Below are 25,454 nucleotides of genomic sequence, written 5' to 3'. Positions count from 1 at the left end.
CAGGTCGAGGCGGTACGGGACCGGCTCCACGAGTTGCGCGAGCGGCGCGGGCAGGCACGGCGGCGGCACGGCGAGGCGGAGGGGCAGCGGGAGCGGGAGCGGCGCGAGGGGGCGAGCAAGGACCGGGCCGCGGGGCGCTCGCGGCCACGGCTCGACGTGCCGCGCGCCCCCCGGCGGCGGCTCGTGCCCGACTACGACCCGGAGTCCTTCGGGCGGGCCTCGGAGCGCATCGCGCGTTTCCTCGGGACGGGCCGGTTCATCGTCTGGATGACGGTCATCATCATCGTCTGGGTGGTGTGGAACATCGCCGCGCCCGACGCGCTGCGCTTCGACAGCTACCCCTTCATCTTCCTGACGCTCATGCTCTCGCTCCAGGCCTCGTACGCGGCGCCGCTCATCCTCCTCGCGCAGAACCGCCAGGACGACCGCGACCGGGTCAACCTGGAGCAGGACCGCAAGCAGAACGAGCGGTCGATCGCGGACACCGAGTACCTCAGCCGCGAGATGGCGAGCCTGCGCATGGGACTCGGGGAGGTGGCGACCCGCGACTGGATCAGGTCGGAACTCCAGGACCTGATGAGGGACTTGGAGCAGCGCGGCGCGATCGAGGAGCGGGCCGCGGAAGAGGCGGAGCGCGAGCGGCGCTGAGCGGGGGCGGTACGGGGCGCGGGCGGCGCGGCGCGGGGGCGGTACGGAGCGCGGGCGGCGAGGCGCAGGGGCGGTACGGGGCGCGGGCGGCGAGGCGCGGGGGCGGTACGGGGGCGCGGGCGGTGCGGCGCTAGGTGACGAAGGCGACGCGAGGCCCGGTCGGGCGGGAGGCGGCGGCGCCGTACCATCGGGTACATGGCTTCCGACACGCCCACACTGCCGAGCGAGGACGCGATCCAGGCGGCGCTCGCGACGGTGAACGACCCCGAGATCCACCGGCCCCTGACCGAGCTGGGCATGGTCAAATCCGTGGAGATCGCGCAGGACGGCGCCGTCGCGGTCACGGTCTACCTGACCGTCTCCGGCTGCCCGATGCGCGACACCATCAACGAGCGGGTCACGGCGGCGGTCGGCGCCGTTCCCGGCGTCACCTCGGTGACGGTCGGCCTCGACGTCATGAGCGACGAGCAGCGCAAGGAGCTGGCGACCGCGCTGCGCGGCGGCCAGGCCGAGCGCGAGGTGCCCTTCGCGAAGCCCGGTTCGCTCACCCGCGTCTACGCGGTCGCCTCCGGCAAGGGTGGCGTCGGCAAGTCCTCCGTGACGGTGAACCTGGCCGCCGCGATGGCGGCCGACGGCTTGAAGGTCGGCGTCGTGGACGCGGACATCTACGGCCACAGCGTGCCGCGGATGCTCGGCGCGGACGGGCGGCCCACCCAGGTCGAGAACATGATCATGCCCCCGTCCTCGCACGGCGTGAAGGTCATCTCGATCGGGATGTTCACGCCGGGCAACGCGCCCGTCGTGTGGCGCGGTCCGATGCTGCACCGCGCGCTCCAGCAGTTCCTGGCCGACGTGTACTGGGGCGACCTCGACGTCCTCCTCCTCGACCTCCCGCCGGGCACGGGCGACATCGCGATCTCCGTCGCGCAGCTCGTGCCGAACGCGGAGATCCTCGTCGTGACGACCCCGCAGCAGGCGGCGGCCGAGGTCGCCGAGCGGGCCGGGTCGATCGCGGTCCAGACGCACCAGAAGATCGTCGGCGTCGTCGAGAACATGTCCGGCATGCCGTGCCCGCACTGCGGCGAGATGGTCGACATCTTCGGCACGGGCGGCGGCCAGCTCGTCGCGGACGGTCTCACCCGTACGACGGGCGCGCAGGTCCCCGTCCTCGGCGCCATCCCGATCGACGTACGCCTGCGCGAGGGCGGCGACGAGGGCACCCCGGTCGTCCTCTCGGACCCCGAGTCCCCCGCGGGCAGCGCGCTGCGCACGATCGCGGGCAAGCTCGGCGGCCGCCAGCGCGGCCTGTCGGGGCTCTCGCTCGGCATCACGCCGCGCAACAAGTTCTGAGTCCGGTACGCGAAGGGGGCGCCGTTCACAGGAACGGCGCCCCCTTCGCGTACGCGCCCGTCAGAGGTAGGCGCTCAGGTCCTCGACCCGGCTGAAGGCGAGTCCGTACGCGCTCATCCCCCGGCCGTACGCCCCGAGGTGGACCTCGCCCGCGGTGCCCGCGAGGACCCAGCCGTACTCGGACTCGCGGTAGTGGAAGGGGGTGGGGTGGCCGTCGACGGGGAGGGTCAGGCGCGACCAGACCTCGCCTTCGAGGTCGTCGGCCAGCTCCCAGGCCGCCTCCGTCTGCTGGTCCAGCCAGTCGTCGCGCAGCGTGTGGTCGATCTGGCCCGGCCACGTGACGGTGAGCAGCCCGGCGCCCGCGAGCCACGCGGCCGAGGAGATTGTCGTGGCCTCCAGCATCCCGGTGCCGTCGGCGGTGCGCCGCCCCTCGTGCGCGGCGACGGTGACGACCGCGGCGAAGCGTTCCTTGTCGGCGCCGCCCTCGGTCCGCACCGAGGGCTCCTCGCCGTGCCCGAGCGAGCCGTGCTCGACGGCCCCGTCCCCGGCGACGGCCGCCTGCATCAGCCAGCGCGGCCCGGTGTACGCGGCGTCGAGGCCGTACCAGGGGAAGCCCGCCCTGCGGTAGAGCGCGTCGTCACGCCGGGATGCCGGACGCGACGGGCGTGCGCCCTCCGTGCCCTGGGGCTGTCCGTCCACCTGACTCGTGGTCTCCATCGTCGTGGCCGCCTCCTCGCTGTTCCCGGGGTCGACGACCCCGACACGGCAGGATAGCCACCCCTCGCCGCGCACACGTCACACGGCGGAGCGGAACCACGCGGGCGGCGGATGCGGGGAGGGGGCGACGGCGCGCGGCGTCGGCGGTCCACGGGCGTCCGGCGGGCGTACGACTCAGGCGCGGTTACGGCTCCGGCGGGCGTACGGCTCAGGTGGCGTCGACGTCGTACGGGGGCGGGGTCGCCACGGCGGGCTCGGGGCGCTTCGAGAGGTCGGCCTTGGCGGGGCGCTTGCCGAGGTCGGTCTTGTTGTCGGGCTCGGCCTTCTTGCTCAGGTCGGTGAGGGAGCGCTCGTCCTTCGCGACCTCCTCGTCGTCCTCGGCGTCCCTGCCGTGGACCGTGTCCGCCAGCTCGTTCATCTCCTTGCGGAAGTCGAGGCTGGAGCGGATCTCGGAGAGGCCGTACTCGTCCTCGCCCTTCGCGAGCTGCTTGCGCACGAAGTTCTTCGGGTGCAGGTCCTCGAACTCGAAGTCCTTGAACTCGGGGCCCAGCTCGGTGCGGATGTCGTTCTTGGCGCTGTCCGTGAACTCCCGGATCTTGCGCAGGACACGCATGCCGTCCTGGATCATCTTCGGCAGCTTGTCGGGGCCGAAGACGATCACGCCGAGCACGACAATGGTCAGTACCTCGAAAAACCCAACGTCAGTGAACACCTGAGAACTCCTCGCGCCGTTCCCGGCGAGCGGCGCGTCCGCCGCACGTCCCCGGGCCTGCTCCACGGTACCCGGCACCTCCCGAGGACGGTACGGTGCCGCCGGTCCCGTTTGCGGCCGTGGCCCCAGGGGCCCCAGGGGTTCGCCGAAGCTTGGCCGGGTCTTTGCCCCTGCCCCCTTGTCCCGCGCGAGGGTTCACGCCCGGTCGTTCAGTCCGCCGCCGCCAGCGTCAGCGTGGCGTGGTGCTCCCTGCCCTCGCGGACGTAGGTGAGGCGCAGGCGGTCGCCCGGGCGGTGGGCGCGGACGCGGACGATCAGGTCCTCGGTGGACGTGACCGGCCTGTCGTCGGCGGCGGTCACCAGGTCGCCGGGGGCGAGGCCCGCGCGGTCGGCGGGGCCGCCGGGGGTCACGGCGTCCTTGTCGTCGCCGATGAGGGCGCCGTTCCCGTCCTCGCGGGATTCGAGCGCGACCCCTATGACGGGGTGGGCCACGCGGCCGTGGGCGAGGAGTTCCCCGGCGACCCAGCGGGCCTGGTTGACGGGGATCGCGAAGCCGAGCCCCACACTGCCGGCCTGCCCCTCGCCCGTACCGCCCGCGGACCTTATGGCGCTGTTGACGCCGATGACGTGCCCGGTGGCGTCGAGGAGGGGGCCGCCGGAGTTGCCGGGGTTGAGCGGGGCGTCGGTCTGGAGCGCGTCGACGTAGGAGACGTCGCCCTGTTCGTCCTCGCCCGCGGCGGTCACGGGGCGTTCCTTGGCGCTGATGATCCCGGAGGTGACGGTGTTGGGCAGGTCGAAGGGCGAGCCGAGGGCCACGACGGGGTCGCCGACCCGGACGTCGTCGGAGTCGCCGAGGGCGAGCGGGGTGAGGTTCTTCACGCCGCGCACGCGGACGACGGCGAGGTCGTAGCCCGCGTCCCTGCCGAGGACTTCGGCACGGAGGGTCTGGCCGCCGGAGAAGGTCACGGTGAGCGCGCCGCCGCCGGCGGCCGGGGCGACGACGTGGTTGTTGGTGAGGATGTGGCCCCTGCCGTCGAGGACGAAGCCGGTCCCCGTGCCGGCCTCGCCCGAGCCCGAGGCGCGCAGGGTCACGACGCCCGGCAGCGAGCGCGCGGCGAGATCGGCGACGCTCCCGGCGGGGCGCTCGGGCCCCGGCGCGGGGGCGGGCAGGACCAGCGTGCGGGCGCCGCCGTCACGTTCGTACCGCGCCCCGAGGTAGCCGCCGAGCGTCCCCGTGACGAGCGCGGCGAGCACGACGGCGAGGAGCACGCCACGGCGCCGGGCCCGCGGTCCGGGCTCGGCGGCGAAGTCGTGCGAGGGTCCGGGGGCCCACTCGTGCGAGGGGTCGGCGAGCGGGGCGCCGGTCGGCGTCGCCGGGGCGCTGCCCCACGGGTCGTACCTGGCCCAGGGCTCCACCGGGCCGCCGTCCGCACCGGCGCGGCCACGCTCACCGAGATCCATGCTCTCCCGCATCTCCACCCACCGGCCGCCCCCTCCACCGGGACCGGCGCACAGGGAAATTGAACCAGGTCGGAGGGGAAGCGGGCGGGCTCGGCAAGGAGGGGCGGGCCGCCGGTCGGGCGGGTGCCCTTCGCCCCGTAGCGGCACCGTCGGTCCCGGACCTCCGGGAGCCGGGGTCGCGTCCCCGGGCGGGCCGGTCAGTCGTCGGCTGCCGGGCGCTGCGGGGACGGCCGGGGGGTCGGGTTCGTCTGCGCCGTCCTGGCCAGGAGGGGGCTCGGGAGCGCCGCGCCCGCCGGGGGGAGGGCGAAGGCGGAGTAGGGAGCCGCGACCGGGAGTACGGGGGTGCCGGGGAAGAGGGGCGCCGACAGGAGGAGGGGGCGGGCGGCGCCCGTACGCGTACCGCCGCCGCCCGTGCGGCTGCCGAGGAGGCCGGGGGCGCGGCGGCGCGTGGCCTCGGCGGGCTGGCCCGCCGCGCTCGGCGCGCGCTGCGGGGTGACACTGCTGCCGCGGGCCTCGGGGGCGTCCCCGGTGGGGGCGCCGGAGGAGACGCCGCCGAGGGCGAGCGCGGCGAGCGAGACGGCGCCGGCCGCCGCGTAGGCGAAGCGGCGTCCGCGTGAGGACGTACGGGTGCTCTCGACGTGCGCCGGGGAGTGCACGGGGAAGGGGGCGAGGGGGCGCAGCGCGGGGGCGAGCGCGGGCCGGGTCAGGGCGGCGACGGCGGCTCGTCCGGCGGGGGCGCCGAACCGTCCGGCCGCTCCGCCGGTTCCGGCGGGGTCCGCGGGGACGGCGAAGCCGGTTCCCCGGTCGCTCGCGAAGGGCGAGAGCGGGTGTCCGCGGTCAGGGCCTCCGGGAAGCCCTTGAAGACGCTCCAGAAGAGCGGGCGGCAGCGCGGGGGCCGCGGCCTGGGCGAAGGCGTTCTTCAGCCGCCGCTGTTCATCGGCTTCGGCCTTGCAGCGGGGGCAGGTGGCGAGGTGGGAGAGGACGCGCTCACGGGCGTCGTGATCCAGCTCACCGTCCACGAAGGCGGCGAGGCGGTCACCGAGGTGCTGCTCGGAGAGACAGCGCCGGGCGGCTGGGGGACGTGATCCGCTCACGCGCTCGCGCTCCTCCCTCCCAGCGCGGGCACCGGGCTCCTCAGCAGCCCGCGCCGCTCGGCGCGCGCTTCGGGGGAACGGTGCTTGAGGGCCTTGCGGAGCTGGGAGCGGCCCCGGTGGATACGGCTGCGCACGGTGCCGAGCTTGACGTCGAGGGTCGCGGCGATCTCCTCGTAGCTGAGCCCCTCGATGTCGCACAGGACGACGGCGGCGCGGAACTCGGGCGCGAGGGTGTCGAGCGCCTGCTGCACGTCGGCGTCGAAGTGGGTGTCGTGCAGGACCTGCTGCGGCGAGGGCTCGCGGCTCGGGAGCCGCTCGGCGGCGTCGTCGCCGAGGGCGTCGAAGCGGATGCGCTGCTTGCGACGGACCATGTCGAGGAACAGGTTCGTCGTGATGCGGTGCAGCCAGCCCTCGAAGGTGCCGGGGGTGTACGTGGACAGCGAGCGGAAGACGCGGACGAAGACCTCCTGCGTGAGGTCCTCGGCGTCGTGCTGATTGCCCGTGAGGCGGTAGGCGAGGCGGTAGACGCGGGCGCTGTGGGTGCTGACGATCTCCTCCCAGGTGGGTGGCGTCCACGCCTTCGATTCCGCGTCGGCGGCGAAGGTCGCGGTGCGTACGGAATCGTCGGTGGGGCCGCCCTCGCGGGCCGCGCGGGCCTGCGGAAGGGCTCGGTCAGCGGTGTCGGTCACGGATTTCGGCTTGGCGGGCGGTCCGGGACGCCAGGGTGGCGCCGGGTCACCAGCCGCAGCCGCACCTCCCCTGTCAGCTCTGGTGGTGTCCAGTGGAGCACCCACCATAGCCATACGGACCGTTAGCTCCGGATAAGCGATTTTGCCGGGATTGACCTCAGCATCGCCGCTGGTCATCCCGTACGTCCGCGCGGGCTCGCACCCGTACGCCGACCCGGGCCCACGCCCGCGCCCGCGCGCCCTCTCACGCACCGCGCTCGCGGCCATCCTTCACCTCCCGTACCTGCCCGGGGCCTGACTTCCCGTGCGGCCGGGCGGCGGGGGCACTGCCCGCGACCGGCGCACACCCTCTTAACGTCCGGTCCCATCTGCGGGTTCCCTTGGCCAACGGATACAGTCACGGCCAGGCAACTACGGGGCAAGGAGAGGCTCATTACCGGCAACCGGGAGACGGGCTGGGCGTTCGCCGACGCCTTCGTCGCCGAGGACGAGACGCTGCTGTGGGCCCGGGAGCGGGCCCGCGAGGCGGGCCTGCGTCCGGTGTCCCCCGCCACCGGCGCGGCGCTCGCGCTGCTCGCCGCCTCCGTGGACGCCAAGGCGGTGGCCGAGATCGGCACGGGCACGGGCGTCTCGGGGCTGTACCTGCTGCGCGGGATGCGCCCGGACGGGGTGCTGACGACGGTGGACCCGGAGCCGGAGCGGCAGCAGTTCGCGCGGCAGGCGTTCCGCGCGGCGGGCTTCGCGGGCAACCGGGCCAGGTTCATCCCCGGCCGCGCCCTGGACGTCCTGCCCCGCCTCGCGGACAACGGTTACGACCTCGTCTTCTGCGACGGCGACCGGATGGAGTGCCTGGAGTGCCTGGAGGAGGCGCTGCGGCTCCTGCGCCCGGGCGGCGCGGTCTGCTTCGAGGGCATCTTCGCCGACGGCCGTACGTACGCGGCGGGGCCCCAGCCCGTCGAGGTGGTCCGGCTGCGGGAACTCGTCCGCGCGATACGGGAGCACCCGACCCTCGTACCGTCGCTGCTGCCGGTGGGGGACGGGCTGCTGAGCGCGGTGGCGCGGTGATCGGGGCCCGCGCATGACCGTGCCCCCCAGCTCGCCGGGCGAGCTGGGGGGCACGGTCAACAAGTGGTGACGTGCTCGGCGGTCACGTGAGGACGAGTGTGACAGGCCGTGCGGGAGATTTCGTCAGCCGACTACCTTCTTGAGGGCGTCACCCAGGGCGTCCGCCTCGTCGGGGGTCAGCTCGACGACGAGTCGACCGCCGCCTTCGAGCGGAACGCGCATGACGATGCCCCGCCCCTCCTTGGTCACCTCGAGCGGGCCGTCGCCCGTTCGCGGCTTCATGGCCGCCATGCTCGTTCCCCTTCCTGAAACCAGCTCATCGCAGCCGGCGGCCCCGTCACAGGCGCTGCCTCACCGGCATCGAACACATTGCTTCCTCCGTCCATTATCCCGCATGCGGGGGCTTGGTGACCAACATCGGGCGGACTCATCTGCGCAACGCGCTCGTTCAAAACCACTCATACCGGCGATGTGACTGGAATACTGCCCCACTTCACCCCAGGCCCCGACCCCCGTTTTGTTGACGCAGATCACAGGGACGGGAGGAATGCGCGGGCCTCGTCGGGCCCGTCGTGATCTCGGTCATGCCGGTATCGGGCCCTCGCGAGGATGATGGGACGGTTGCCCGTCCGCCCGGCAGCGGAGCCGGCGGAGGGCTGGATCAGAGGGGATCTCCTTCATGGCCGACTCCGTCCTGTACGACGTGACCGACGCGCTCGCCACGATCACGCTCAACCGCCCCGAGGCCATGAACGCCCTCGACACCGCGACGAAGGAGGCGCTGCGCGACGCCCTCCAGAACGCGGCGGCCGACCCCGGGGTGCGGGCCGTGCTGCTCACCGCGACGGGGCGGGCCTTCTGCGTCGGGCAGGACCTCAAGGAGCACGTGACGAACCTGCTCAAGGACAAGGAGTCGGGCGACGGCGGCACGATGAGCACGGTGCGCGAGCACTACAACCCGATCGTGCGGGCGATCACGGCGATGCCGAAGCCCGTCGTCGCGGGCGTGAACGGGGTCGCGGCGGGGGCCGGTTTCGGTTTCGCGCTGGCGGCGGACTACCGCGTGGTCGCGGACACGGCCACGTTCAACACGTCCTTCGCCGGGGTCGCGCTCACCGCCGACTCGGGCCTCTCCTTCACCCTCCAGCGCGCCGTGGGGCACAGCCGGGCGAGCGACTGGCTGCTCTTCCCGCGCAACATCGCCGCGCGGGAGGCGTACGAGCTGGGCCTCGTGAACCGTCTCGTCCCGGCCGCCGAACTGGCGGACACGGCGCTGGAGGTCGCGCGGAAGCTCGCGGAGGGCCCGACGGTGGCGTACGCCTCGCTCAAGGGCTCGCTCGCGTTCGCGGCCTCGCACACGCTCGACGAGGCGCTCGACAAGGAGGACGAGCTCCAGACGGTCGCGGGGACCTCCGAGGACCACGTGATCGCGGTGGAGGCGTTCCTGAAGAAGGAGAAGCCGAAGTACCTGGGGCGCTGACGCCGGGCGGCCCCCTCAGCCTTCGCCCCGCTCCCCCGGCTCCCGCGCGGGCCGGTCCGCGCGGCCCTTGCCGCGTGCCGTGCAGGCCACGAGGTGGTCGTCCACGAGTCCGCAGGCCTGCATGAGCGCGTACGCCGTCGTGGGGCCGACGAAGCGGACGCCCTGTTTCTTGAGGCCCTTCGCGAGCGCGGTGGACTCCTCGGTGACGGCGGGGATGTCGGCGGTCGTGCGGGGGGCGGGGCGGTGGTCGGGGGCGGGGGCGAAGGACCAGAGGTAGGTGGTCAGTTCGCCCGGCGCCCAGGTGGCGAGGAGGCGCGCGTTGGCGAGGACGGCGTCGATCTTGCGGGCGTTGCGGATGATCCCGGCGTCGGCGAGGAGGCGGGCGCGCTCGGCGGGCCCGTAGGCGGCGACGGCGGTGAGCTTGAAGTCGTCGAAGGCGGTGCGGAAGGCGGGCCTGCGGCGCAGGATCGTGAGCCAGGAGAGCCCGGACTGGAAGGCTTCGAGGCTCAGCCGCTCGAAGAGCGCGTCGTCGCCGAGCACCGGCCTGCCCCACTCCTCGTCGTGGTAGCCGAGGTAGTCGGGGGCGCTCAGGCCCCAGGGGCAGCGGAGTCTGCCGTCGGGTCCCGGGAGCGCGCCGGTCGGGGTCACCGCCGCTCGCCCTCCTCGGGGAGCCCGGTCATCTGCTGGGGGCGGCTCGCGAGCGCGGATTCGAGGTCGGCGATGCGGGCCTCGCGTTCCGCGAGTTCGGCGGCGAGGCGGGCGAGGGCCTCGTCGACGTCGCCCATGCGGTAGCCGCGCAGGGTCTGCGGGAAGCGGAGCGCCTCGATGTCGGCGCGGCGTACGGGCCGGTCGGCGGGGAGCGGGTCGGTGAGCCGCTCGGGCGGGGCCTCGGGCAGGGCGGCGCCCTCTCCGTGGCCGAGCACGGCGAGCGTGACGGCGCCGACCACCACGACCAGCGCGATGACCAGGAACCAGAACATCAGCATGCGTCTTCCCCAAGTCCCCGGGCGCGGTCCCCGCCCGGTGCTCTCTCCTCGAACGGCCCGCCCGCCCCGAGGGGGCGCGGTGCCGCGTGGCCACGATCGTGCCATGTCCTGGCGCGGGCTAGGGTCGCAGGCGGCCCGGGCGCGGTGATCGCGGGTGGCCGCGGCCCGGGTGGCGTGAGCGCGGGTGACTGGTGGGGCCTTCGCGGCCCGGAAGGGAAGCGCTGGGATGTTGCGTCTGGGCGGCAGGGAGTTCGGCGAGCACGAGCAGGTGATCATGGCGATCGTGAACCGGACCCCGGATTCCTTCTACGACCAGGGGGCGACCTTCGCCGACGAGCCGGCGCTCGACCGGGTCGAGCGGGCGGTCGCGGAGGGCGCGGCGATCATCGACATCGGCGGGGTGAAGGCGGGGCCCGGCGAGGAGGTGAGCGCCGAGGAGGAGGTACGGCGCACGGCGGGCTTCGTCGCGGAGGTGCGGCGGCGCTTCCCGGAGGTCGTGATCAGCGTGGACACGTGGCGGCACGAGGTGGGCGAGGCGGTGTGCGCGGCGGGCGCGGACCTGATCAACGACGCCTGGGGCGGCGTGGACCCGAGGCTCGCGGAGGTCGCCGGACGGTACGGCGTCGGCATCGTCTGCACGCACGCGGGCGGTGCCCGGCCCCGTACGAGGCCGCACCGCGTGGCGTACGAGGACGTCATGGCGGACATCCTGCGCGTGACGACCGCGCTCGCGGAGCGGGCCGTCTCGCTCGGCGTCCCGCGCGAGTCCGTCCTGATCGACCCGGGCCACGACTTCGGCAAGAACACCCGCCACTCCCTGGAGGCGACCCGCCGCCTCCCCGAGATGACGGCGACGGGCTGGCCGGTTCTGGTCTCCCTCTCCAACAAGGACTTCGTCGGCGAAACCCTCGACCGCCCCGTCAAGGACCGCCTCCTCGGCACCCTCGCGACGACAGCGGTATCGGCCTGGCTCGGCGCCCAGGTCTACCGCGTCCACGAGGTCGCGGAGACGCGGCAGGTCCTGGACATGGTCGCCTCGCTCGCGGGATGGCGCGAACCGGCGGTGGCGCGGCGGGGGTTGGCGTGAGGGGGCCCTCGGCCGGGTCGAGTGACGTCTCCCGCGTCTCCGCGTTAAGGAACGGGAGGACGCGTCCAGCCACCTCCGCGAACCCATCGGTCGACAAGGACGAGGAGGGCGCCGGGCCCATGGCGAAGCTTCGGTTGACCGTAGGGCGGGGACACGTCGAGGAGCTTGCCCGGCTACGTCATCCCGTGGGGGCTGTCGAGGAGTTGATCTGGAACTCGCTCGACGCGGATGCCGAGAACATCACGGTGCTGCTTGAGCGCAACGACATCGGTGGAGTCGACCGGGTCGCCGTGGTCGACGACGGCACCGGTATCCCGGCGGGCGAATGCGGCGACCACTTCGAGCAGATCGGCACGTCCTGGAAGAAGCGCGCGCAGGTCAGCGAGGTCAAGAAGCGTGTGTTGCACGGGAAGAACGGGCGGGGTCGGGTCCGGGCGTTCGCGCTCGGCAGCGAGGTGCGCTGGAGCAGTGTGAGCGAAGCTCCGGGAGGCCGTCTGCGCGTCGTCATCGAGTCGGATCGCGGTTCCATGGACGAGTTCGACGTCAGTGATCCCGAACCGACGGCGGATGCGACGGGCACGGTCTTCGAGGCGTTCGGCGGCGACGATCTCCAGAAGCTGACCGAGGACGCCGCCCGTACCGCGCTCACCGCCGCGTTCGCGCTCCATCTGGAGGCGTACCCGGACATCCGCGTCGTCTTCGACGGGAGGCAGCTGGACCCGGCCTCCGAGCAGGTTCGCGTCGATGCCTACGAGGTGACGCCGGGCTCCGAGAGTCCGCACCCCGCAGCCCAGCTGAAGATCATCGAATGGTCGCGTCCGTACTCCCGGGCGCTGATCCTGTGCGACGGCCGGGGCATGTCGCTGGCGCAGCTGAAGCCGGAGATCCAGGCGCCGGGCTTCCACTTCACGGCGTATCTGTCCTGGCCGGGGTTCGAGGACGACGCGGTCGGTGACCTCGCCTTCGCCGACTGGACGCCGGACGGGCCCGCCGCCGAGGTACTGGCCGAGGCACGGGACCGTATGCGCGCGCATTTCCAGTCCCGCGCCGACGAACGCCGCCGCGAACTCGTCGACTCGTGGCGCGCGGAGGGCTTCTACCCGTACGAGGGCGAGCCCGCGAACGACCAGGAGCGCGCGGAGCGGGAGACCTTCGACGCCGTGGCGACCGCCGTCATCCGCCACCTCCCGGCAAGCAAACGGGCCCAGAAGGTGTCCTTCGCGCTTCTGCGGTCCGTCCTGACCCATGAACCGGGCGAAGTGCTCAGAATCGCCGAGGAGTTGTTCGCGCTCTCCAAGCAGGAGCAGGCTGAGCTCAGCCGCCTGCTGGACCGTACACCCCTCTCCGCGCTCATCAAGGCGTCGACGGCGACGACCGGGCGGCTCGACTTCCTGTCGGCCCTGGAGCACCTCGTCTTCGACCCCGTGGCCAAGGGGCGGGTCAAGGAACGAACCGAGTTGCACCGCATCTTGGAGAACGAGTGCTGGGTCTTCGGTGAGGAGTACGGGCTGCACGTCAGCGACCGCAGCCTGAACGAGGTGCTGCGGCAGCACTGCCGTCTGCTCGACCGGGACGTGCCGACACCGGGGCCCGTGCTGAGAGAGGACGGGAGCCGGGGGATCGTCGACCTGATGCTCTCCCGTGCCGCCCGGCAGCGAAAAGGGGAGCGCCACCATCTCGTGGTGGAGCTCAAGAGGCCGAGCGTGACGCTCGGGATGAGCGAGTTCGCGCAGATCAGTGGTTACGCGCAGGCCGTCATGAGCGATGACCGGTTCCGGGAGCCGAAGGTCACCTGGGACTTCTGGCTGGTCGGCAACACCATGGACGACAGCCTGCGCCAACTCGCCCACCAGCCCGACCGGATGCCCGGGTGCGCCGTCACACATCCGGCCTACCGCGTCTGGGTGCGCACCTGGGGCGAGATCATCGAGGACGCCCAGGAGCGGCTTCGCTTCTACAGCGAGCAGCTTGAATACCAGTCGTCGACCGAGCACGCGATGGACTACCTGATCCGCGAACACGTCGAAACAGTCGCGGAATTGATGAGCGACGGCACGGTACCGGCGCCGAGAGGGAGCAGCGGTACGACCGTGACCCGCCGGTGATCTCGTGGGGCGTGGCGCGGAGCCGTACAGCCTGGGGAGCGGCTGGTTTTGCGACGGCCTGTCACGATGGGACATCGCACCTGAACGAGGAGGTCGCGTGAGGGGATGGGTGAAGTGCCACGTTCGCTACGACCCGGAGGCCGACGCGGCGGCGCTTTCCTTCACGGAGTCGGCTTTCTCGCGGGGCGGTTCCGGCGTGGGCTTCGACGACGAGGCCGGGACGGCGGGGGTCTTGCGTCTCGGTCCCGAGGGAGAGTTCGATCATCTGGAGGTCCTGGGGGCCGGGCATGCGATCCCGCAGCTCATCTCACGGGTGGTGGCGCCGCCGCCCGGAGTGCGGGACTTTTCGCGAGGCGTGGTGGAGGTCGCGGCGAGAGAGCGGCAGGGGGCGATTTCCTACGAACTCACCACCCGCCCTCCCGAAGGCTCCACGTACGAGGTCTCGGTACGAGGTAAACGCTCTCCCTCGCCTCTCGCCCTTTTGCGTTACGAACGGGGATCGGGGCTCCTGCGCTCGTTGACCCTCTTCCCCTCGGGAAGCCTGCTGCGTGGGCTGACCGAAGCCATGCGTGAGGGCCGTGAGGACTGACGTTGCCTCAGCTCATCGGCCGGTCTGCGGCGTCGCGCCAGTAGTCCGCGAGCATTTCGCCCGGCCAGGCCGGCTGGTGGGTCGCGCCTCGGGGTCCCATCTCGCGGAAGTACGGGGCCAGGTCGATGACCGGGGTTCCGTCCACGGCGTCGAGATCCGTCACGACCAGGTCACGGCCCTCGACGCACAGCAACCTCGGGGTAGCTGACAGCCAGTTGGTTCGGGCGGCGGTGGTTGCGGTGGACGAACGTACCGGTGGCGGGCCAGCGGACGTTGCCCCGGGGGCTGCGGGCGTGGAGCTGGACATCGGCGGGCTGGGCCAGGTGAAAGCGCCACGTGACCGTGAGGTGGGAGAACTCCTCGATGCCGCGCAGGGTTTCGAGCGGGTAACCCTCGTGGAGCCGGATCACCGACTCGACTTCACCCTGGTAGTCGTCCCGCACGCGGGTGTGGCCGCCGACGACCGTCGCGATGGACTCGATCTCGTAAGTGGTCACGGATACGGGCTCCTTCCTCGGGGCGACGCGCGAGGCAGCGTCGGAGTCACCTTACGGGCGGCGCGGGAGGCCGGCGGTGGTGGCCGCTGCCGGGAACCGCGGTGATCGCCGGCGGAGGCCAACGAGCGACGAGGCGGACCCGTCGTCCCGCACCGCCGGCGCTGACCTCACCCGGCGTTCAGGAGTCGGCGGGCAGGAGCTGAACCAGGCCGACGCAGTTCTCCCCGTCCACCTGCGCCTGTGCGGCGCGGACCCGCCAGCGGCCGGCGGGCAGTGAGACCGGTGCCCCGGTGAGCTTCCCGACGTCGGGGTACTCGATGCCCAACTCCGATCCCGCCCAGGCGGAGTCCATGAGTACCGCCGGACCGTCCGAGACCCAGGTGCCGCACTCGTCCCACACCGTGGCCGGATCCGCGAGGGCAGTGTCCGCCGCGGCGGTCAGTCCGGCCTCGGATTCGGCAGCGAACCACCGCAGAAACGCTCGGTGTTGGGGTCGATAGCAAGTGGTCGCCGGCTCATCGGCCAGCACCAGCGCTTGCGCACCGTTCGCGCCGACAGGGATCACACCGGCCACATCGTCCACCGCGCAGGCCCGGTCGTAGTCGTCCGGGGCGGTGGCGTCTCCCGTCAGGAGACTGCTCTCCGTGCCCCCGCCCCAGGAGGCGAGGGCGGAGACGGGGACGACGATCAGGGGACCTCCCAACGAATCGACCCAGCCCGGGGAAGGACCGGAGGCATCGTCTGCGGCGGATGAAGGGGTCACCATGCGCGCCAGTGTGCCCTCACCCGCTGACAACGTCCCCGCGCTCGTGGGAACCCCGGCGCGGGAGAGCGCGACGTCGTGAGCGGCGGATGCGGGACAGCCTTCGGGCGGAGATTCCACGGGCGTCGATCTCGGCGCCCCCGGGCGATGAGCGGGCCCGGTTCCGGAAAGGGGCGGTCAGCGCAGAAGCAGGTCGATCACGCCTGTCAGGTCCTCCTCGCCGCTCGCCTCGGCCAGGCGGCGTCGCATCAGCGCGAAGTAGGGCGTGAGCAGTTCGGGGCTGACGCCCTGCTGCTCGGCGGTGCTCAGGAAGGTCGGTGTGCCGGCCACCTGCATCGCGAGGGTGGAGACGACGCCCTTGGTGTAGTCGCCGGTGCGCAGTTGGCCGGCGGTCCGGTGGACGGCCGGGGCCATGGCGGCGAGCCAGTCGGCGAGCAGCGGGGCGAGCGTCGCGGGGTCGATGTCCTCCTTGCGGATCAGGGCGAAGGCGTGCGCGGCTCCGGCGAGCATCCCGTACATGGCGCTGAGCAGGGCCACGTCGAACAGCGCGGCGAAGCCCGCGTCCTCGCCGACGTAAGTGGTGCCCGCCGGGACGGCCAGGGCCCCCTGGCGCCGCTCGAACAGCTCCCGCGAGCCGCTGTAGAGGACGTACGCCCCGGCCTGCGGGACGCCGATCATCGGGGGGACGGACATGATCCCGCCGTCCAGGTAGCGGGCACCCCGCGCGCGGGCCCACTCGGCACGGGCGCGGGCCTGGGCCGGGGTGCTGGTCGTCAGGTTGACCAGGTCCTTGCCGGAGAGGTCGGCACCAGCCAGCACCTCGTCGACCGAGGTGTCGTCCAACAGGCAGGCGACGACAAGTGTGTTGGCCGCCACCGCCTCGGCGGCGCTCTCCGCCACCCCTGCCCCCTCGGCGGCGAGCGCCGAGGCGCGGGCCGTGGTGCGGTTCCAGACCGTGAGCGGGTGGCCTGCGGCGAGCCAGGTACGGGCCAGGGCGGTGCCCATCGCGCCCAGGCCCAGCAGCGTGACGGGCGTCTTCTCCACAGTGTTCTGTGCCATGCGGAATAGGCTGGTGACAGGCCCGGAGGTAAACAAGTACCCACTTGGCAGTGGGTGGTTACCCCGAAGTGAGCGAGCACGTCAGAGGAGTGCGGCATGACGACGCTGAACCGCCCGGGTACGCCAGACGGACACGTCTGCGGGATCGACGCCGCGATGGAGGTGATCGGCGGCAAGTGGAAGGTACTGATCCTCTGGGCGCTCCACGAGCACCCCTGCCGCCGCTTCGGCGAGCTGCGCCGCCTGCTTCCCGGCGTCACCGAGAAGGTCCTCGCCTCCCACTTGCGCGAGCTGGAGGCGGACGGCGTCGTGCGCCGCGTCTCCTACGACGAGGTACCGCCCCGCGTCGAGTACTCCCTGACCGACCACGGCGTACGCCTCAACGCCGCGCTCCAGCCACTGGCCGCCTGGGGCCGCGAGCGGCCGCCCGCCCAGAGCGACCCAGGACCCGCGCTGAACGAGAGGGCGGAAACCACTCGTTGAACGGGCGGCGCCGCCGGACGGTTGCCTTTCACGGGGCCAACGCTGATGCGGTGGCGGGCGAGGAGGAGGAGAGCTTGGGCGTGGGTTTTGCCTCGGGCTCGGCAGCGGTCGTAGTAGGTCCGTGAGGCGGGATCGTGCAGGGCTGCGAACGCGGAGAGGAACATCGCCCGTTTCAGTTGGTTCCCGCCTCTGGGGGCGTGTTCGCCGTGGCTCGACGTGCCGGACTGCTCGTGGCAGGGGCGAGGCCCCCGTAGGAGGTCAGGTGGGCGGCGCTCGGGAACGAGCTGGCGTCGCCGACGGTGGTCAGGAGGACTGCGGCGGTCCTGACGCCGATGCCGGGCATCGAGGTCAGGACCAGGGAAAGAGGGCCTCCAGCAGTGCCTCGATCCGGGCCTTCAGCGCCCGGTGTTGTTCGTGGACGGCGACCGGCGACTTGGCCGGCGACGGGACGATCACGTCGAGGATGCCGGGGACGACGACGGTCTGCTCGTCGAGCGCGGTGAGGATGTCGTCGACCAGCCGCTCAGCCGTGCGCGGCACCCCCGGGCGGATGACCTCGACCAGCCTGCGGCGGCCGGCGTTGCGCAGAGCGGCCGGCGCCTCGAAGCGCTCCGGTATCAGCTCCTCGTCCGACGGGCGAATGCGGTGGGGGCCCGAGGGCAGGGGGCTTCGCCGGTCGAGCCGGTGAACTTCGGCGGGGAACTGCCCTCAGCGGGTACCGCGGGCCCACCCGCGGCCCCGGGCGAGGGTCGTGTGGGGCCGCTCTCCGGGGCCGCCCCGGCTCATGCCTCGGGGATCTCGAAGTCCCGCGCCGAGGGGTCCGGTCCGTCCGGGTCAGGGCCGCCGCGGTGTCCGGTGTCGAGCGCGTCGAGGCTCGCCAGGTCGGCGTCGTCGAGCTCGAAATCGAAGATGTCGAAGTTCTCCGCGATGCGGCCCGGGTTGGTCGACTTCGGGATGGCCGACCGGCCTTGTTGCAGGTGCCAGCGCAGCATGACCTGCGCCGCGGTCTTGCCCAGCCGGGCCGCGATGCCCTGGACGGTGCTGTCGTCGAGGACGCTGACGCGATCGTCGCCGTAGCCCGGGTAGAAGGTGATGCCGCCGATCGGCGACCACGCCTGGGTGAGGATGTCCCGCGCGGCGTCCGCGGACTGGACGGCCGGCTGGGTGAAGTACGGGTGGAGTTCCACCTGGTTGACCGCCGGGGGCACCGTCGCGCGCTCCATGAGGGCGTCGAGGTGGTGCGGCATGAAGTTGCTGACGCCGATGGCCCGGACCCGCCCGTCGGCGAGCAGTCGCTCCAGCGCGCGGTACGCCCCGCGCGTCCGCTCGAAGTGCTGCGGCATGGGCTGGTGCAGGATCAGCAGGTCGATCACGTCGACGCCGAGTTTGGCGGCGCTCTTCTCGTACGCGTGGAGCGTTTCGTCGTAGCCGTAGTCCGAGACCCAGACCTTGGTTTCGAGGAAGACGTCCTCGCGGTCCAGGCCCGTGCGGCGCACGCCTTCGCCGACCCCGCGTTCGTTGTTGTAGGCGGCGGCGGTGTCGATGTGCCGGTAGCCGGTCCTGAGAGCGGTCTCGACCGCGGTCGCGGTCTCTTCGGGCGGTGTCTGGAACACTCCGTAGCCCAGCGGGGGCATCGTGACGCCGTTGTTGAGGGTGAGGTGGGGGATCTCGCTCATGACCGTGCTCCTTGTGCCGCGTCGTATTCGCTGTCACTGACGTGGTCGAGCCACGTGACGACCTCTCCGTCGCCGTCCGCTTCCTGCATCGCGAGGTGGGCCATGAAGCGGTCGGCGGTGGCGCCGTGCCAGTGCTCCTCGCCCGGCTCGATGTAGACGACGTCGCCGGGGCGGATCTCCCGGACCCCTCCGGCGCGCGTCGCCACGAGCCCGATGCCGTCGGTGACGTACAGCGTCTGGCCCTTGGGGTGGTGGTGCCAGGCGGTACGGGCACCTGGGGCGAACCTGACGTGCGCGCAGCCGACCGCGCTCTGCTCGTCGGGTTCGCGGACGCCGTCGATCAGGACCTCGCCGGTGAAGCTGGACCGGGGCCCGGTCGCGGTCCGCGCACCGCTTCTCGTGTATTTCATGCTCGTCCCTCCTCGTTCGTGTGGCCGTGGCCGGGTCAGGGCGTCAGGAGCACCTTGATCGCGCGGCGCTCGTCCATCGCCCGGTAGGCCTCGGCCGCTTGCTCCAGCGGGAGCGTGAGATCGAAGACCCGGCCGGGGTCGATCTCGCGGTCCCAGATGAGCCGGATCAGCTCGGGCAGGTACCGGCGGACCGGCGCGGGACCCCCGTGGAGGTGGATTCCGGTGCTGAACAGCAGCTCCCCCGGGATGCTGACGTCGTGGGAGACGCCGACGAAGCCGACGTGGCCGCCCGGACGCGAGGCATGGATGGCCTGCATCATGGCCTCCTGCGTGCCGACCGCCTCGACGACGCCGTGCGCGCCGAGGCCGCCGGTCATCGCCTTGATCTTCTCCGCACCCTCGTCGCCGCGCTCCTCGACGATGTCGGTGGCCCCGAATTCCCGGGCCAGTCGCTGCCGGTCCGCGTGGCGGCTGAAGGCGATGATCCGCTCCGCGCCCATGTGCTTCGCCGCCAGTACGGCGAGCAGGCCGACCGCGCCGTCCCCGACGACGGCGACGGTCTTGCCCGGACCGGCCTGCGCGGCGTCCGCGGCGAACCAGCCCGTGCCGAGGACGTCGGAGGCGGCGAGCAGGGAGGGGACGAGGTCTGCGTCGGGCACGCCCGGCGTGGCCACCAGCGTGCCGTCGGCCAGCGGGACGCGCGCCCGCTCCGACTGGGTGCCGATCGACCCCATCACCGTGCGGTGCACGCAGTGGGACTGGTAACCCGCCCGGCAGATCTCGCAGGTGTTGTCCGAGGCCCAGAACGAGCCGACGACGAAGTCACCTGCCTTGATCGTCTCGACCTCCGGTCCCACGGTCTCGACGACACCGACGTACTCGTGCCCCATGACCTGGTGGTGGACCTCCCGCACACCGCGGTACGGCCACAAGTCGCTCCCGCAGACGCACGTGGCGGTCAGCCGGATGACGGCGTCCGTCGGCTCCTCGATCTTCGGGTCGGGGCGCTTCTCGACGACGATCTCACCAGGCTTGGTCATCACTACTTGGCGCATGAAAAAATCTCTCCTGTCGCTTTCTCCGGACTCCGCGGACCCCACCGGCACCACGGTGGTGCGGCCCGGGCAGGCAGGCCCGCCCGGGGACGACCGCCCTACTTGACCAGTCTGAGCCGCTTGACCAGCGAGCGCGCGTCCTCGGCGAGCCGCTCGGCCTCTGTCTCGTCACCGGCGGCCACGGCGCGCCAGTACGCGATCTTGAGGTCGACGTACTTCCGCCGGACCCTGACGAGCCGGGCCTCCTCGGCCAGGCGCTCGGCGCGCTCGTCGAGCAGCGCGATCTGCCGCTCCGCGGCGGCCGGGCCGCGCTGGCCGTTCTCGACGTAGCTCCGCATGTCGTTGACGGACATGCCCGTCGCCGCCAGGCACGCGATCCCGATCAGCAGGTTCATGTCCGCGTCCGTGTAGACCCGGTGCCTGCTGCTCTCGCCCCGGGCGACCGGCGCGATCACACCGACCGACTCGTAGTAACGCAACGTGCTGGCGGGCAGGCCGGTCAGCGCTGCCACTTCCTTGATCGTATGGGTGCCCTCACCGGTTTCCGTTGTCACCACATCGACAGTAGAAACTTCGAGCACTTGAAGTCAACGACCATGCTGACCTGCACGTTCTTCGAGGCAGGTGTCATTTTCGGCCTCCGGCCCCGCGCGGTTCCCGCGTGAGCGGGCGACCGGCGCCCCGTGGCCGCGCGCGCTGACGGACCGCGTGGCCGCCCGCGCCCCTCAGTGGTGGCTCAGCACGTTGACCACGCGGCCGCTGGGGTCACGGACGGAGAAGCGCCGTACGTCCCACTCCACGTCCCGCGAAGGATGGACGATCTCCGCGCCGCTCGCCCGCACGGCGGCATACGTCGCGTTCACTTCCGATACCCGGTCCGGTGGGGGCTTGCGCCGGTACCGCACGGCAGGCCCGCCGGTTCCTCGCGGGGCGGGACGGGCGACGCTCCGTCACACCGCCCAGGGTTCCAGCTCGGCCCCGCCGCGGAACCGGAATCCCAAGGCGTGGACGAGCGCGAAGACCAGGTCCTCCGCGAGCGGATCGCACTCGGCCACCAGGACCGCCTTGAGCGCCACCGGGTCCGGCCGAAGGCCGGCCTCGCGAGCCCACGCCACAGCCCGCTCACCCGCTTCGGCCGCGTCACCGATCCACTCCTCAGGCACGCCGTAATCCCGCGCCATCCCGGGCGACAGGGCACAGCGCCACGACGCCCCCTCCGGGCTCGCCGCCTGAACCCCCGCGAAGTCGCTGTCCACCACGTGACAGACCAGCACCGGAGCGCCCGTCTCGCTCACGATCGTCCCCTCGGGATCAGTCGTCGGGCACACGTGCAGGATCTGCCACTCGCCATCACGCGCCCACCACTGCGGCTCACCGCCCGAGCCCCGCATCGCCCCCAGCCCCGTCAGCGGCCGGTCGGCGCGCGCCACGATGAAAGATCCCGAGAGTCCCATGACCGCGCACCGTAGTCGCGAGCACTGACACCGCCGACTACAGGCCCGGGCTGCGCCACGAGCCACCGGGGCGTCACTCGAAAGTGGTTCGTAGAACGGCCCGGCCCCTGCGGGCCTGCCTCGCGTCGCGGGTGGAGGAGCTACGTGCCGAGCAGATCAGGGCCGTGCAGGAGTGCATCCCGTGCGCGCTGGAGGCTGAAGGCGCGGCGCATGCGCGGCCGCCTCAACGGAGGGCAGTGATGACTGGTCCGTGACGGCCAGCCCGACGATGGACGGTGTCGGCGCACGCTCGATGGGGCCGGATGCGGGGGTCGGCCGGGCGCCGTTCGGGTGGGGGGACTAGGCCAAGGATTTACCGGCCTTCACGGCCGCCACGAAGGCGGCGAACGCCGGGGCGGGCAGGGTAAGGACGGCGGTGGTGGCCGGGCGCTTGCTGTCCCGGATGGGAACCGTGCCGGTCGACGGGGCCAGGTTGGTGGCGGCCTCCACGCAGGCGCCGCCGTTCTCGCTGTGGGAGGACTTGCGCCACTCGGGGGCGGTGGGTCCTTTCGCCAGGGGGGACTTGGCCTCAGTATGCAGCGGGTCCGTGGTGTGCGCAGCCACGCGTCTGGACACGACGAAGCCCGCCGGGCCCCTTGCGGGACGGGGCGGGCTTTCGTATGGGGTTTCTGACAACTAGGCGGAAAGCTCGCCGGACTTCACGCCCGCCACGAAGCCCGCGAAGGCCGAGGACGCCACCGTCAGGACCGGTCCGGCTGCGCACTTCGAGTCGCGCACGGGGACGACGCCGTGGGAGACGACGAGGTCGGCGGCAACCTCCACGCACGCACCACCGTTGCTCTCGCTGTAGGAGGACTTGAACCAGTGGAGGGGGTGGGTCGTCACGATGTTCCCTTTCGTACGCGTTCGATCACGGCCGCTGACTCTGCCTGGGGCAGCGCTTCGACCTGTAGGTGATGGTAGTCCGTGAAAAGTGGCTCGACATAGCGCGATTCACGCTCCAGACGCCCTCTCTGAGCAGACTCTGTATACCCAACGTGCTGCCCGTTGCGCAGAGTCAACAAGTAGACCGGGAACCCCAACGGCCGGTACTCCCCGAGGGAGAACGGAGCTACTTGCAGCACTGCGTTGGGGAGGGCTGCGAAGTCGAGCAAACGCTGATACTGCTCGGACATGGTGTCTGCGCCGCCTACCCAACGGCGCAGCGCACCCTCATCAATAACGGTGAAGATCTTCGGCGGAGACTCGCGCTCAAGGACGCCTTGCCGTGCGAGCAGTCGAGCAATTCGCTCCTCCGCTTGCTGCGCAGTGACAGCACCGCGCGCCATCGCTCCAGCCTGAATCGCTTTGGCATAGCGGAGAGTTTGGACAAGTCCAGGCATGATGCCCAGCTCAAATACCCGGATCTCGACGGCCTGTCGCTCCAACGCCACGTAGTCATCGAAGCCGTCCAGTATCGCCGGGTTGCGGAGCGCGTCCCCCTGGCGGGTCAGCGCCTCTCCGGTACCGAACACCTTGTCAGCACGTGCAGTGAACTTGGCAGTTGCATTTCGCGAACCAATTTCAACGCCTGAAATATGCGACGCGGCATATCCCATCCGCTCGCCCAACTCCGGCTGCGTCCACCCCCGCTGCTCCCTCAGCATGCGCAAACGCGCACCGAAGGCCGCGCGCGGCCCCGCTTCCGGGTTGAGCTTCCTGCGATTGACCATGACGCCCCCCTCTATCTGCCACCCAGCTGAAACTTGATAGCTCGCTCAGGCTAGTTCAGCCTGAGGACTCCCGGTAGCTGCTTCGCTACAAAGAGGAGTGATCCGTATGCCCGTTCCCTTCCCTCCCCCCGCCGACAACTGCCCCGTCTGCCACCGTCTCCGCGAGGTCGAGCGGGCCGCCGAGGCCGTGGGGGATCACTCCAAGGCCGCCGACTGCCGCGTTCTCCGCGCCCGGCACCCCCACAACAGGCCGGTCGCGGACGCCTCGTGAGCTCCGCCACCACGGCCCGCCTCGCGCTCCTCGTCGCCTCGCGCGGCGGGGACGGGTCCGGTGGGTGGGTGCTCGCGCGGGCTCGGATCACCGACGTGGGCGAGGCGGCGGAGTGGTTGCGCGCGGAAGCGCTGCGGCTCGCCGTGCGGCTCGACCCCGGGCCCCGTACCCGCTGGGCGGCGGCTGGCACTCTTCACCCCACGTACGACCCCGGGCCCGACGCCCCCTCCGCCCTGCGCGCGTGGGCGGAGGACCGTGAACGGCAGGCGCGCGTACGGCACTTGCTCGCGCACGGGCGAGCGCTCTCGTTCCATTTCCCCGACCTGGGCGGCGCCTGGTACGCGCTCACCGCCGCGCCTCTCCCCCCGTCCCCGCCAGAAAGCCGGTGATCCCCCATGCCCGACTCCACCCCCACCACCCCGCCCCGCTGCGAGGCCACCGGGAACGTCACGCCGCCCGTCGCCGAGATGGCCCTCCGGGTGACCCGCTCGCCCGGCGCCCCGCCCCATACCACCGTGCGCTGCGCGCTCGCCCCGCACCTCACGTACGAACACGAGGGCGTGGTCCGGGAGTTGGCCGACCCGTCCGGGCACGTGTGGGGCACCTTCGGGGCCGGGGTGCCCGTGTGGCGCGTACGGGTCGCGCGGCCGTGCCCCGAGCCGGCCGGGCACCTGCCGTGCGGCCTCTACGAGGGCCACCGGGGGCCGTGCGTTCCCGCCCGGTCGCGCGAGGCCGACGCCGGTTAGGGCTGCGCACACACGCTGCGGATGTCCGTAGGCTCGGCGGCATGGACAACGGGATCGACCGTGTGGACGGCGGCTGGGACGTCCGCTCGATGCGCGGGAGCGGCATCACGGAGATGATCATCGGCAGCGTCCTGCGGCTTCACGCCGGGCCGGACGGGATCGAGGTGCACTGTCCGGCCGAACTGACGACGAGCGAGGGGGCCTTGGCCGTGCACGCGGCCACCCGGACCCACCTCGACCGGCTGCCGCTGTTGCTCGGTCAGGTGATCGCCGAGGTCCACGCGGGGGACGCGGGCGGCCTGCGCGTGCGCTTCGCCAACGAATGGCGCCTGGACGTGCCGGTCTCGACCGGCGGCCCCGGTTGGCTCATCCATCTGCGGGGCCGCCACTTCATCAGCTCACTGCCCGGTGGCGGGCTGAAGTTGCCCGGCTGACCACCGGACTCGACCCCCCGTAACGGGGACGGGGCATACCCGCCCCCGTACGCCGGGCAGGGTCGCTCAGACCCCCGCCTCCTTCGTCACCAGCGCGACCGCCTCGTCCACGTCGTCCGTCAGGTGGAAGAGGTCCAGGTCGTCCGGGTTCGCCTTGCCCTCGGCGATCAGCGTGTCGCGGAGCCAGTTCACGAGACCGCCCCAGTACGCCGTGCCGAAGAGGACAATCGGGAAGCGCGTGACCTTCTGGGTCTGCACCAGGGTCAGGGCCTCGAAGAGTTCGTCCAGCGTGCCGAAGCCGCCGGGGAGGACGACGAATCCCCGGGCATACTTCACGAACATGATCTTCCGGACGAAGAAGTAGCGGAAGTTGACCGCGATATCGACGTACTTGTTGAGGCCCTGCTCGAAGGGAAGCTCGATACCGAGCCCCACCGACGTGCCCTGCGCCTCCCACGCGCCCCGGTTCGCCGCCTCCATCGCGCCGGGGCCGCCGCCGGTGATCACCGCGTAGCCGGCCTCCGTGAGGGCGCGGCCGAGGCGCACCCCGAGCGCGTACTCCGGTGAATCGGGGCTCGTCCGGGCGGAGCCGAAGACGCTGATGGCCGGGGGGAGTTCGGCGAGCGCGCCGAAACCGTCGACGAGTTCCGACTGCATCCGCATGACCCGCCAGGGGTCCGTGTGCAGCCAGTCCGTGTCACCGCGCGAGTCGAGCAGCCGCTGGTCCGTCGTACCGGGCTGCACCTGGTCGCGCCTGCGTACCACCGGTCCCAGGCGCTGTTCCTCCACCGGGCCGTTCGATTCGAGACTGGCCATCGCGCTCCCCTCTCATTCGTGCGTCCGGACAGCGTAGGACCTCCGGCATGGCCAGGGACGCAAGCGGAGATGAGCGGGAGGTGGTGGCGGCGCGAA

Annotated in this window: 31 protein-coding genes and 3 pseudogenes; 12 read left to right on the top strand and 22 right to left on the bottom strand. The window is 72.1% G+C overall.

The window, feature by feature from the left end:
• The first annotated feature begins 33 nt into the window (after window positions 1–33).
• Window positions 34–648, top strand: a complete 615-nt coding sequence (locus tag ACIP4O_RS12955) for a DUF1003 domain-containing protein (protein ID WP_361328721.1) — start codon at window positions 34–36, stop codon at window positions 646–648.
• Between the two features lie 216 nt (window positions 649–864).
• Window positions 865–1,998: an Mrp/NBP35 family ATP-binding protein gene (locus tag ACIP4O_RS12950; protein WP_009068554.1), complete on the top strand. Its 1,134-nt coding sequence runs from the start codon at window positions 865–867 to the stop codon at window positions 1,996–1,998.
• Between the two features lie 60 nt (window positions 1,999–2,058).
• On the opposite strand, the gene ACIP4O_RS12945 is transcribed toward ACIP4O_RS12950, so the two are convergent.
• The 5 genes from ACIP4O_RS12945 to sigE form a co-directional block, all read right to left on the bottom strand.
• Window positions 2,059–2,715 carry a hypothetical protein gene (locus ACIP4O_RS12945; RefSeq protein WP_401574530.1) on the bottom strand — a complete coding sequence of 219 codons (657 nt, stop codon included), beginning with the start codon at window positions 2,713–2,715 and terminating at the stop codon, window positions 2,059–2,061.
• Window positions 2,716–2,923: 208 nt separating this feature from the next.
• The gene (locus ACIP4O_RS12940) at window positions 2,924–3,427 is read right to left on the bottom strand and encodes a sec-independent translocase (protein ID WP_401574528.1); all 504 of its coding nucleotides are present in this window, start codon (window positions 3,425–3,427) and stop codon (window positions 2,924–2,926) included.
• 209 nt (window positions 3,428–3,636) lie between these two features.
• Window positions 3,637–4,899: a S1C family serine protease gene (locus ACIP4O_RS12935; RefSeq protein ID WP_401574526.1), complete on the bottom strand. Its 1,263-nt coding sequence runs from the start codon at window positions 4,897–4,899 to the stop codon at window positions 3,637–3,639.
• 185 nt (window positions 4,900–5,084) lie between these two features.
• Window positions 5,085–5,981, bottom strand: coding sequence for a zf-HC2 domain-containing protein (locus tag ACIP4O_RS12930; RefSeq protein WP_401574524.1), 897 nt, complete (start codon window positions 5,979–5,981; stop codon window positions 5,085–5,087).
• Window positions 5,978–6,778 (bottom strand): RNA polymerase sigma factor SigE, encoded by an 801-nt coding sequence (gene sigE / locus ACIP4O_RS12925; RefSeq protein ID WP_401574522.1) that lies wholly within the window; start codon window positions 6,776–6,778, stop codon window positions 5,978–5,980. Before sigE ends, ACIP4O_RS12930 begins: the two co-directional genes overlap by 4 nt.
• Before the next feature lie 258 nt (window positions 6,779–7,036).
• On the opposite strand from sigE, the gene ACIP4O_RS12920 reads away from it, so the two are divergent.
• Window positions 7,037–7,735, top strand: coding sequence for an O-methyltransferase (locus ACIP4O_RS12920; RefSeq protein WP_078490169.1), 699 nt, complete (start codon window positions 7,037–7,039; stop codon window positions 7,733–7,735).
• Between the two features lie 123 nt (window positions 7,736–7,858).
• Here the strand turns inward: ACIP4O_RS12920 and ACIP4O_RS12915 are convergent, their stop codons facing one another.
• Window positions 7,859–8,026 carry a DUF3117 domain-containing protein gene (locus tag ACIP4O_RS12915; RefSeq protein WP_003966491.1) on the bottom strand — a complete coding sequence of 56 codons (168 nt, stop codon included), beginning with the start codon at window positions 8,024–8,026 and terminating at the stop codon, window positions 7,859–7,861.
• 388 nt (window positions 8,027–8,414) lie between these two features.
• On the opposite strand from ACIP4O_RS12915, the gene ACIP4O_RS12910 reads away from it, so the two are divergent.
• On the top strand, window positions 8,415–9,215 hold the full coding sequence (locus ACIP4O_RS12910) for an enoyl-CoA hydratase/isomerase family protein (RefSeq protein ID WP_401574520.1): 801 nt from the start codon (window positions 8,415–8,417) through the stop codon (window positions 9,213–9,215).
• Between the two features lie 15 nt (window positions 9,216–9,230).
• Here the strand turns inward: ACIP4O_RS12910 and ACIP4O_RS12905 are convergent, their stop codons facing one another.
• Window positions 9,231–9,863, bottom strand: coding sequence for a DNA-3-methyladenine glycosylase I (locus ACIP4O_RS12905; RefSeq protein ID WP_401574518.1), 633 nt, complete (start codon window positions 9,861–9,863; stop codon window positions 9,231–9,233).
• Complete coding sequence (locus tag ACIP4O_RS12900; protein ID WP_361328590.1) at window positions 9,860–10,201, bottom strand: DivIVA domain-containing protein; 342 nt, start codon at window positions 10,199–10,201, stop codon at window positions 9,860–9,862. The genes ACIP4O_RS12905 and ACIP4O_RS12900 overlap by 4 nt, the downstream gene beginning before the upstream one ends.
• 226 nt (window positions 10,202–10,427) lie before the next feature.
• On the opposite strand from ACIP4O_RS12900, the gene folP reads away from it, so the two are divergent.
• The 3 genes from folP to ACIP4O_RS12885 all read left to right on the top strand — a co-directional run bounded on the left by folP (window position 10,428) and on the right by ACIP4O_RS12885 (window position 13,982).
• A complete protein-coding gene (gene folP / locus ACIP4O_RS12895) occupies window positions 10,428–11,288 on the top strand; it encodes a dihydropteroate synthase (protein WP_401574516.1) in 861 nt (286 codons plus the stop codon).
• Between the two features lie 185 nt (window positions 11,289–11,473).
• Window positions 11,474–13,393 (top strand): ATP-binding protein, encoded by a 1,920-nt coding sequence (locus tag ACIP4O_RS12890; RefSeq protein ID WP_401574513.1) that lies wholly within the window; start codon window positions 11,474–11,476, stop codon window positions 13,391–13,393.
• A 97-nt stretch (window positions 13,394–13,490) separates the two neighbouring features.
• Window positions 13,491–13,982, top strand: a complete 492-nt coding sequence (locus ACIP4O_RS12885; protein ID WP_401574511.1) for a hypothetical protein — start codon at window positions 13,491–13,493, stop codon at window positions 13,980–13,982.
• A gap of 7 nt (window positions 13,983–13,989) precedes the next feature.
• On the opposite strand, the pseudogene ACIP4O_RS12880 reads toward ACIP4O_RS12885, so the two are convergent.
• From ACIP4O_RS12880 to ACIP4O_RS12870, 3 genes and pseudogenes are all read right to left on the bottom strand, one after another.
• A pseudogene (locus tag ACIP4O_RS12880) lies at window positions 13,990–14,479 on the bottom strand (SAM-dependent methyltransferase).
• 178 nt (window positions 14,480–14,657) lie between these two features.
• On the bottom strand, window positions 14,658–15,245 hold the full coding sequence (locus ACIP4O_RS12875; protein ID WP_401574509.1) for an Imm21 family immunity protein: 588 nt from the start codon (window positions 15,243–15,245) through the stop codon (window positions 14,658–14,660).
• 174 nt (window positions 15,246–15,419) lie between these two features.
• Complete coding sequence (locus ACIP4O_RS12870; protein ID WP_401574507.1) at window positions 15,420–16,301, bottom strand: NAD(P)-dependent oxidoreductase; 882 nt, start codon at window positions 16,299–16,301, stop codon at window positions 15,420–15,422.
• Between the two features lie 96 nt (window positions 16,302–16,397).
• Here ACIP4O_RS12870 and ACIP4O_RS12865 point away from each other — a divergent pair, with 96 nt between their 5' ends.
• On the top strand, window positions 16,398–16,784 hold the full coding sequence (locus ACIP4O_RS12865) for a winged helix-turn-helix transcriptional regulator (protein WP_401574504.1): 387 nt from the start codon (window positions 16,398–16,400) through the stop codon (window positions 16,782–16,784).
• Window positions 16,785–16,822: 38 nt separating this feature from the next.
• Here ACIP4O_RS12865 and ACIP4O_RS12860 read toward each other — a convergent pair.
• The 10 genes and pseudogenes from ACIP4O_RS12860 to ACIP4O_RS12815 all read right to left on the bottom strand — a co-directional run.
• Window positions 16,823–17,396 (bottom strand): annotated as a pseudogene (locus ACIP4O_RS12860) (transposase); the annotation flags it as partial.
• A 170-nt stretch (window positions 17,397–17,566) separates the two neighbouring features.
• Window positions 17,567–18,460, bottom strand: coding sequence for an aldo/keto reductase (locus tag ACIP4O_RS12855; protein ID WP_401574502.1), 894 nt, complete (start codon window positions 18,458–18,460; stop codon window positions 17,567–17,569).
• Entirely contained in the window at window positions 18,457–18,870 is a 414-nt protein-coding gene (locus ACIP4O_RS12850) for a cupin domain-containing protein (RefSeq protein WP_401574500.1), read from the bottom strand. The genes ACIP4O_RS12855 and ACIP4O_RS12850 overlap by 4 nt, the downstream gene beginning before the upstream one ends.
• Window positions 18,871–18,905: 35 nt before the next feature.
• The gene (locus tag ACIP4O_RS12845; protein ID WP_401574498.1) at window positions 18,906–19,925 is read right to left on the bottom strand and encodes a zinc-dependent alcohol dehydrogenase family protein; all 1,020 of its coding nucleotides are present in this window, start codon (window positions 19,923–19,925) and stop codon (window positions 18,906–18,908) included.
• Between the two features lie 98 nt (window positions 19,926–20,023).
• Complete coding sequence (locus tag ACIP4O_RS12840) at window positions 20,024–20,437, bottom strand: MerR family transcriptional regulator (protein ID WP_401574496.1); 414 nt, start codon at window positions 20,435–20,437, stop codon at window positions 20,024–20,026.
• A gap of 213 nt (window positions 20,438–20,650) precedes the next feature.
• A pseudogene (locus ACIP4O_RS12835) lies at window positions 20,651–20,797 on the bottom strand (glyoxalase); the annotation flags it as partial.
• 78 nt (window positions 20,798–20,875) lie between these two features.
• Window positions 20,876–21,379 carry a hypothetical protein gene (locus ACIP4O_RS12830; RefSeq protein ID WP_401574494.1) on the bottom strand — a complete coding sequence of 168 codons (504 nt, stop codon included), beginning with the start codon at window positions 21,377–21,379 and terminating at the stop codon, window positions 20,876–20,878.
• Window positions 21,380–21,718: 339 nt separating this feature from the next.
• Window positions 21,719–21,982: a DUF397 domain-containing protein gene (locus ACIP4O_RS12825; RefSeq protein ID WP_401574492.1), complete on the bottom strand. Its 264-nt coding sequence runs from the start codon at window positions 21,980–21,982 to the stop codon at window positions 21,719–21,721.
• 72 nt (window positions 21,983–22,054) lie between these two features.
• Window positions 22,055–22,264 (bottom strand): DUF397 domain-containing protein, encoded by a 210-nt coding sequence (locus ACIP4O_RS12820; RefSeq protein ID WP_401574490.1) that lies wholly within the window; start codon window positions 22,262–22,264, stop codon window positions 22,055–22,057.
• Complete coding sequence (locus tag ACIP4O_RS12815; protein WP_401574488.1) at window positions 22,261–23,091, bottom strand: helix-turn-helix domain-containing protein; 831 nt, start codon at window positions 23,089–23,091, stop codon at window positions 22,261–22,263. Before ACIP4O_RS12815 ends, ACIP4O_RS12820 begins: the two co-directional genes overlap by 4 nt.
• Before the next feature lie 106 nt (window positions 23,092–23,197).
• Between ACIP4O_RS12815 and ACIP4O_RS12810 the strand changes: the two genes are divergently transcribed.
• From ACIP4O_RS12810 to ACIP4O_RS12795, 4 genes are read left to right on the top strand one after another with little or no spacing between them, the layout of a single operon-like run.
• Window positions 23,198–23,362, top strand: coding sequence for a hypothetical protein (locus tag ACIP4O_RS12810; RefSeq protein ID WP_401574485.1), 165 nt, complete (start codon window positions 23,198–23,200; stop codon window positions 23,360–23,362).
• Window positions 23,359–23,751 (top strand): hypothetical protein, encoded by a 393-nt coding sequence (locus ACIP4O_RS12805; protein ID WP_401574483.1) that lies wholly within the window; start codon window positions 23,359–23,361, stop codon window positions 23,749–23,751. The genes ACIP4O_RS12810 and ACIP4O_RS12805 overlap by 4 nt, the downstream gene beginning before the upstream one ends.
• 6 nt (window positions 23,752–23,757) lie before the next feature.
• Window positions 23,758–24,108, top strand: coding sequence for a hypothetical protein (locus ACIP4O_RS12800; RefSeq protein ID WP_401574481.1), 351 nt, complete (start codon window positions 23,758–23,760; stop codon window positions 24,106–24,108).
• A gap of 41 nt (window positions 24,109–24,149) precedes the next feature.
• Complete coding sequence (locus tag ACIP4O_RS12795; protein WP_401574479.1) at window positions 24,150–24,542, top strand: DUF6188 family protein; 393 nt, start codon at window positions 24,150–24,152, stop codon at window positions 24,540–24,542.
• Window positions 24,543–24,608: 66 nt separating this feature from the next.
• Here ACIP4O_RS12795 and ACIP4O_RS12790 read toward each other — a convergent pair whose 3' ends face one another.
• Window positions 24,609–25,358 (bottom strand): TIGR00730 family Rossman fold protein, encoded by a 750-nt coding sequence (locus ACIP4O_RS12790; protein ID WP_164289154.1) that lies wholly within the window; start codon window positions 25,356–25,358, stop codon window positions 24,609–24,611.
• Between the last annotated feature and the right edge of the window lie 96 nt (window positions 25,359–25,454).

Origin of the sequence: Streptomyces sp. NPDC088923 (genome assembly GCF_044749745.1) — a bacterium.
In the GTDB taxonomy this organism is placed as follows: domain Bacteria; phylum Actinomycetota; class Actinomycetes; order Streptomycetales; family Streptomycetaceae; genus Streptomyces.
Note: the sequence above shows the minus strand (reverse complement) of the source record. Positions and strands in the feature narration are given on the sequence as shown.

Excerpts from the sequence above, each read along its gene's own strand:
- ACIP4O_RS12945 (WP_401574530.1), bottom strand. The coding sequence starts at position 2,715 with ATGGAGACCACGAGTCAGGTGGACGGACAGCCCCAGGGCACGGAGGGC.
- ACIP4O_RS12935 (WP_401574526.1), bottom strand. The coding sequence starts at position 4,899 with ATGCGGGAGAGCATGGATCTCGGTGAGCGTGGCCGCGCCGGTGCGGAC.
- sigE (WP_401574522.1), bottom strand. The coding sequence starts at position 6,778 with ATGGTGGGTGCTCCACTGGACACCACCAGAGCTGACAGGGGAGGTGCG.
- ACIP4O_RS12915 (WP_003966491.1), bottom strand. The coding sequence starts at position 8,026 with ATGGCGGCCATGAAGCCGCGAACGGGCGACGGCCCGCTCGAGGTGACC.
- ACIP4O_RS12910 (WP_401574520.1), top strand. The coding sequence starts at position 8,415 with ATGGCCGACTCCGTCCTGTACGACGTGACCGACGCGCTCGCCACGATC.
- ACIP4O_RS12900 (WP_361328590.1), bottom strand. The coding sequence starts at position 10,201 with ATGCTGATGTTCTGGTTCCTGGTCATCGCGCTGGTCGTGGTGGTCGGC.
- folP (WP_401574516.1), top strand. The coding sequence starts at position 10,428 with ATGTTGCGTCTGGGCGGCAGGGAGTTCGGCGAGCACGAGCAGGTGATC.
- ACIP4O_RS12875 (WP_401574509.1), bottom strand. The coding sequence starts at position 15,245 with ATGGTGACCCCTTCATCCGCCGCAGACGATGCCTCCGGTCCTTCCCCG.
- ACIP4O_RS12870 (WP_401574507.1), bottom strand. The coding sequence starts at position 16,301 with ATGGCACAGAACACTGTGGAGAAGACGCCCGTCACGCTGCTGGGCCTG.
- ACIP4O_RS12865 (WP_401574504.1), top strand. The coding sequence starts at position 16,398 with ATGACGACGCTGAACCGCCCGGGTACGCCAGACGGACACGTCTGCGGG.
- ACIP4O_RS12855 (WP_401574502.1), bottom strand. The coding sequence starts at position 18,460 with ATGAGCGAGATCCCCCACCTCACCCTCAACAACGGCGTCACGATGCCC.
- ACIP4O_RS12850 (WP_401574500.1), bottom strand. The coding sequence starts at position 18,870 with ATGAAATACACGAGAAGCGGTGCGCGGACCGCGACCGGGCCCCGGTCC.
- ACIP4O_RS12845 (WP_401574498.1), bottom strand. The coding sequence starts at position 19,925 with ATGCGCCAAGTAGTGATGACCAAGCCTGGTGAGATCGTCGTCGAGAAG.
- ACIP4O_RS12830 (WP_401574494.1), bottom strand. The coding sequence starts at position 21,379 with ATGGGACTCTCGGGATCTTTCATCGTGGCGCGCGCCGACCGGCCGCTG.
- ACIP4O_RS12815 (WP_401574488.1), bottom strand. The coding sequence starts at position 23,091 with ATGGTCAATCGCAGGAAGCTCAACCCGGAAGCGGGGCCGCGCGCGGCC.
- ACIP4O_RS12810 (WP_401574485.1), top strand. The coding sequence starts at position 23,198 with ATGCCCGTTCCCTTCCCTCCCCCCGCCGACAACTGCCCCGTCTGCCAC.
- ACIP4O_RS12800 (WP_401574481.1), top strand. The coding sequence starts at position 23,758 with ATGCCCGACTCCACCCCCACCACCCCGCCCCGCTGCGAGGCCACCGGG.
- ACIP4O_RS12795 (WP_401574479.1), top strand. The coding sequence starts at position 24,150 with ATGGACAACGGGATCGACCGTGTGGACGGCGGCTGGGACGTCCGCTCG.
- ACIP4O_RS12790 (WP_164289154.1), bottom strand. The coding sequence starts at position 25,358 with ATGGCCAGTCTCGAATCGAACGGCCCGGTGGAGGAACAGCGCCTGGGA.